The 6,313-nt window shown below is 38.2% G+C and carries 4 protein-coding genes; all 4 read right to left on the bottom strand.

Translation table 11 applies throughout. The features are described 5' to 3' along the window. Positions 1-165: 165 nt before the first annotated feature. Complete coding sequence (locus ACROAE_RS14720) at positions 166-636, bottom strand: hypothetical protein (protein WP_432403037.1); 471 nt, start codon at positions 634-636, stop codon at positions 166-168. Between the two features lie 2 nt (positions 637-638). Then, positions 639-1,433, bottom strand: coding sequence for a hypothetical protein (locus tag ACROAE_RS14715; RefSeq protein WP_432403035.1), 795 nt, complete (start codon positions 1,431-1,433; stop codon positions 639-641). A 263-nt stretch (positions 1,434-1,696) separates the two neighbouring features. Then, on the bottom strand, positions 1,697-2,128 hold the full coding sequence (locus ACROAE_RS14710; RefSeq protein WP_432403033.1) for a hypothetical protein: 432 nt from the start codon (positions 2,126-2,128) through the stop codon (positions 1,697-1,699). A gap of 79 nt (positions 2,129-2,207) precedes the next feature. After that, positions 2,208-6,266 (bottom strand): hypothetical protein, encoded by a 4,059-nt coding sequence (locus ACROAE_RS14705; protein WP_432403031.1) that lies wholly within the window; start codon positions 6,264-6,266, stop codon positions 2,208-2,210. Positions 6,267-6,313 lie beyond the last annotated feature (47 nt).

Raw genomic sequence — 6,313 nt, 5'->3', positions numbered from 1 at the left:
CTTCTAGCGGTAAATGAGCGCATCAAAAGCAACGATAAGAGTGAGAATGTTGTACAGAAAACTAAGGCCAAAAAGCCTTCGGTGAGCAGAGTATTATCTTGACTCACCGGGAGCGTCCATATATGGCCATGTTATTTTCAAGGTTCATTAATATTATAAATACCATTAAGATACGTCCGATAGTAAGGGAACCATACAAAACTGTGAGAGTTGCTGGCCAGTTTTCTTTATGTGTGACAGGTTGCCATAGTCAAACTTCAGCGGCTCAATTTGACTATCCAATACAATACATAACTCATAGCCTTTTGAATCACCAAGACGTCGACGGATTTGAAATGCACTAATATTTTGTATTGGGATCAGCTGTTGACTCAGAGGATAAAGAGAGCTGACGTGGTTGGTGATTAATTGTTTATCTAGATCAAACTCAACATGACTACGGAAAAAGAGAAAGTGCCAACTGAGCAAAGCCACAAGTGACCAAATAAAAACTTCATCGTTTGACCAGCGTTCAAAACCTGCAGTCGCAAACAGAACGCAAAAGGCTAATAGACCTGCAAAAACCCGTCGAGTGATAATATGCGTGTAAGTGTTGGCTATGACTGCTTTGCTTGCTGAAAGTTGTTTAAAAGGCATGTTTATAACCCCCCCACATATTTCATGATAAAGCCAAATACCATTAAAAATGGCAAAGGATAAAAAATCCGTATTACCAATTTAGGCTGTAAAAGTGGTTCGATAAATGGCCCACTGTTAATTGGAACTGCTGATGGACTGTTTTGGTTGTTATCCAACGAGTGTCGTGCCTGTGACAGTGTTACTTCAGCACAAGGTTTGCTTTCGACTTGGGCTTGTTTGTTCGAAGTATTTGGTATTTTTTCACGAATAACACTGCCAGTTGCCGAGTCGAAAGTGAGTTGATGTATATGAGGAAAATCGCTAATTTGCTCTTTGGCTGTGAGCTTAAATAAATTTGCAAAAAACATCGCTAAAAGCTTGGTGTCTGCTAAGTCACCGATGGGATAGACAATATCATGCATTTTAAGCTCAAACTGACTCCTATTATAACGATTATGGCGTAATAGCAACTCTGTCGATTGCAGCGGAGCCAGATGTGACTTTTTGCCGTGGTAGCCTAAGATGGTTAATTGTACAAAGCGTTGCTGGGTTTGGTTATCCAGTATCAAATGATGCTTAAGCAAGACAAGCAGCAATAGAGGAGGACACAGTAAACACGTGACAACCTGATAGAAAGTTTGTTCTGCTCCGCTCAGTGTTAGCGCCATTAATACAGAAGCAGATAATGGCAATAGACCTAATATTGCAAAGCCGCGAAAAATATAATGATATTTGGTAGGCAAGCGTACCTTATCTGGCAAACCTGCAGGCTTTATAAATCGTTGCGCTTGCTTAGGTAACTGCGAATACTCCATGTACGACGTCCTTGTGTTACGGTTAGCTATTGGCTGCTCATTGAGTTGTTGTTAATCATCACAGGTTGCCAAAGCACTATTGGAGCCAAGAATGGCTAGAAGATAAACAATCTTATTCCATTAGAGCATGTGACACCCTTTTTAATATAATAAAACCAAGGGCATTGATGAGAATGCACCTTGGTAAGCTCGTTTATGGTAAGAGGATCTATTCTTGTTGTAAATGGAGCTGTCACTCATTGCTAACAACAATTATTTATTGATTAGGGCAGTGAAGATAAAAACCAGCCATCAGCAGTCCTCATGTAATTACATCGAGCATAAGATGTTGATGAGTCACTTTTAATGTAGATATTAACTTTTGCTAACTCTATTGCGGTAAAACTTTCCTGCTTTACTTTTGGTGCATCTTCGTAACTAACCCCTGTAATCTCAACTGTGTGAGGCTCACCTTTACCAAAGTTACGCTTATGAGATCGTTCTAATATTTTTGCTAATCGCTTTTCTTGCCCCTTTGTTGACTCTAGTGGCATTTCTGCCATAAAAGCTGACAAATTTTGGCTCTTGATGAAATCAAGCGTGCCTAAGCAGCGTTGGCCTAATTCGTTATCAAGGCTTTTATCACTGTTTGCCAAAGCATTATGGGAGCCAAGTAATATGGCTAGAAGAAAAACAATCTTATTCCTTAAGAGCATGGGACATCCTTTTTAATATAATAAAACCAAGGGCATCGACGATGATGCACCTTCGTTAGTTTGTTAATAATACGACTGTCTACTCTTGTTGTAAATAAAGCAGTGGTTCACTGTTTTGAAAGATTTTTTGAGTGGTGTTACCAATTACAACGGTAAAGGTCTTCACACTGTCTTTGAGTAAATCTCTACCTTCTAATGCATCGCCATTTACTGACACGACATTCCCAGCAAATTCGATATAATAGGTTCCAATTTCATCTTCAGCACGTATACCAACTAATTTGACCGTATGAGTACCTGCTGCGAGAGGCACAGATATTGGGCCGACTTTTCTTTGAGGACTTGAACCGTCTGTAATAACTTTATCATCGACGACTAATTTAAAGATATCGTCGTTAAAATTACCGTTATCTCCAAAAGTAATATCAAGTAAATAAGGAACGGTAAACTCTAGCCCATTACTGAACTGATTATTTACCTCTACAATTACCTCGCCTGAAACGATGCCACTAGGGACTGTAACAGTTAGTTTGCTAGCTTCGACCTTAACAATATATGCGGTAATACGGGCATTATTTTTGCCAGCAAAGGTAACGATATTTTTTGACTTTAGAGGTTCAAAGCCAATACCTTCTATAATTACAGTATCGCCGGGTTGGCCGTTATCTTGCTTTAGTCTCGATATTTTTAGGCCATCTCCAATTTGAATATCAATTGGAGCTATTGCCGTTTGTCCACGGTGTTCTACTTTTACTGATATTGGGCCAACCGCTTTTTCCAATAAGCTGCCTGGTACGGTTATATCAAGGCGGGTTCCAGCGACCGAAATATTGTCATGAAAAATGTTTATTTCACCAGTATTTGCATTTTTGTCTTTGAGAACGGTGACGGGCTGCTCATCGAACCAGTACCAGCGTTTATTGATACCAAAGCCCGAGCCAACAATTGTTAATGGCTTATCTACGCCTTCTGCTTTCATAATGCTAGGGTCTAAATCAACTATATTTAAGCCCCATGTGACTGTAAAGTCAGACTTCACTGGCACAAACATCATGTCTTTAATTGTTTTTACTTGGTCAACTAATATATCAGCGACTTTAGCTCCTTTTATTAGAGCTTCCGCTTGGCCTGCAAAAGGTATCCATTTGCGAGCAGCAGCTTCAGCAGCGAGAAAAGCGAGGTCTTGAGGGCTGACTGCTAACTCTTTGAAAACTGCCTTTGTAATAGGACCAAACTTACCTGCATTATCAACTTTATAAAAAGCTTCGACCTCATTTCTATAGAATTCGATGACGATTTCTTTTGCAAAATTTTCAATGTCAGCAATTGTAACATCATCGTCACGATAAATTTTCTCACTCTCTTCCAACAATTTTGGTGAGTTAGCTATAATTGCTTTGGTTATTGCAACTTTATCAAACCCTTCCCCTCGACCAGGTGGTTTGTAATTGATGCCTTCTAGAATAATATCAACAAACGGAAGTAATATTCCGTCTATTATTGTTCTAATAGCCAGGCTGGTTCTTGCGTCTAGATTAGTTTTGTCATAAACAGAGTTGTAATTAAAACTAAAGGGGGATGGACCTAGGGGAGTATTAACTCCAGGAGATAGTACTTGGTATAAACAGCTTTGGTAAGGACATTCATTGTAATATTGGTCCTTAGACCAGAGTTCAAACCCTAGAAATGTGCCGGACTGTGGCCCTAAAATATTCCCATCCCACCCACTATTAATATGCTTTCGCAGTGGCGTATCTAACTTTGACTCATCATATTCATTATTTTCCCCTAAAGGGATAATTTGAGTACTTAAATATAGTTTTGTTCTATTCTCTAACTCTACACAACCATCATATTGAAGTTTATTCTTTTGTTCATTATTAACAGCTGAATTGTCAGGGCAGTTTGGATCTGTTGGTAGCCAATTATCGGTAAAGTTTGTTGGACTTATTGAGTAATCGAAATGATCTGTGCCATAGTCTTTGATTGTTGGCTTAATATCACCAGTTGCTTGTGAGTTAGCGTTAACAAGCTCTATTTTGTTTATTAATGTTTTTTTTTGCACCATCGGTTTTGAAGACGATGAACTTGCTTGATACTTTTCATAGATTTTACGGCTATTTTCTAGTAGTAATTCTCCTGTTTCTACAGAATATCCGTCTAAAGCTAGTGGAGAGCTACTTAAAAGTTCATCGAAATGATTTAAAACCGTTATAAACTCTGGGTAATTAACAGATTCACTTCTAAACAAATTCAGTTCGTCTAGTTTAATTTTTTTGGTCCCAATATAATCAAGTATGTGTTTGAACACTGTGCTTTCTAAGTTTAAATAAGTAACTGCCTCTCCAGGGATTATGTAGGCACTTAGAAATAGCTTTTTCCCATCAGATGAGTGGATAAAGCTATTAATAGGAGTTAGTCGATTCTTAAAATGACTAACTTTCTGGCTTGCAGAAGCATCTAAAGTATATTGAGTATCAGAAAGTGTAGTAAGACTAATATCATCTAGCTTAACGTTATAATATGAGCCCGAAACTACTTCAATATCTTTAATAACATAGTATGTTTCTAAATTACTTTGACCGAAACTGTTATTGACCTGCAACACTCCATCGTTTAAATCATTTGGTATGCTTACAGTGACTTCCGTTTTTGTGGATGATATTAGTTCTAATGCTTTTCCACCCGCTATTACGGTCATATCTTGCGTAAAATCACTACCTAATAGAGCTACTGTGTCCATTTCTTTTAAGAGATAAGCATTGTTTGTAGCTAATACTGGAGTGCCTTTGCTTTGTATATTTAAATTACGAATATTACTTCTGTAAGAGCCGTCTGAGATGAACAACTGAGTACTAAAATCAGGAATGACTACTGAAAATGTACCTGAATAAGCTGTTATGGGTATATTAATTGGGTTGAGTTTGGTCCGTTTAAATACCATGTAATTTTGCGGCCCTGGTAATGGTTGGTTAAGTTCAAACTGAATAGTATCTCCCTCTCGGATAAACTTTATATCAATACCGTTATGAGTCACGTAAGGCTGACTTATCATTGTATCCATGTCTTCGGTAATAGCTGCTAGCCGTTCATCATCATAATTATCTAGTAAACCATCGTTGTCATCATCAAGATCTGCATAATCTGCAATACCATCAAAATCTTGATCAATCGGTTGGTCTAGATTTTCACCAACTTCAACTCGGTCTGGAATATTATTGCCATCAGAGTCATCATCGATAAAGTTTCCAAGACCATCTCCATCACTATCAAAAGCACTTTCTTGTTTATCAGAGATCCCGTCACCATCTGCATCTAAATCGAGCCAATTGGGTATATTATCGTTATCGGCATCAAAGTTTAATGAATTTGATAATCCATAATAAAATTCCGTATTATCCCAAATATCATCATTGTCAGTATCATGAGTCAGGTTGTTAAGTGCTATCGCGGACTCTAAAATATCGTCTACCGCATCGCCGTCTTGGTCTTCGAATACTTGAGCGGTATAGGTAAAGCTTTCACGTCCATCAAAATTTATATCATTAATGCCAACGTGATACAGCCCATCTTCAAGGATTTGAACACTTATCGCAATTGTTTTTAAACTTTGGTCAAATTCAATTTCACCAAAGTTTAGAGCGTTCCCTTGAGCGTCCGAAAAATATATATTTGGTTTAAAATCCGAATTTTTGTAACTAAGAACTAAAGTGTAGAAGTGACTTTTCTCTCCTTTAAAGGAAAATAGATCCCCATTATCTGACCTGTTAGATATTGCCCCTTGAATTCGAAAAGGAGGAAAAGAGTTTACTGATGTAGCAATTGATGGATTATCATTTGGTTCAATTTCAACAACATACGGCAGTGACTGCTTGGCAGCTATAAACGGATAATCATCAAGCTCATCTGGCACACCATCACCATCTTCATCCTTGTTTTCCCAGGTGCCGACAAACTCGACTGGATCGGTTGGGGCAACAGGATCAGTTGGATCTATAGGATCCGTTGGGTCTACAGGATCTACAGGTGTGGGCACGACAACACCAACGCCTTCACCTTCCTCTAATTCACTATTACAACCACTCATTCCTACGCTAGCAGCTAGTAATATTGCTAACCAAAGTGCATTATATTTCATCGCATATATCCCTATTTAAATCCATTTTTCAATTTTTAATGACGGTT

The organism is Shewanella sp. MF05960, from assembly GCF_050849305.1.
GTDB lineage: Bacteria > Pseudomonadota > Gammaproteobacteria > Enterobacterales > Shewanellaceae > Shewanella.
Note: the sequence above shows the minus strand (reverse complement) of the source record. Positions and strands in the feature narration are given on the sequence as shown.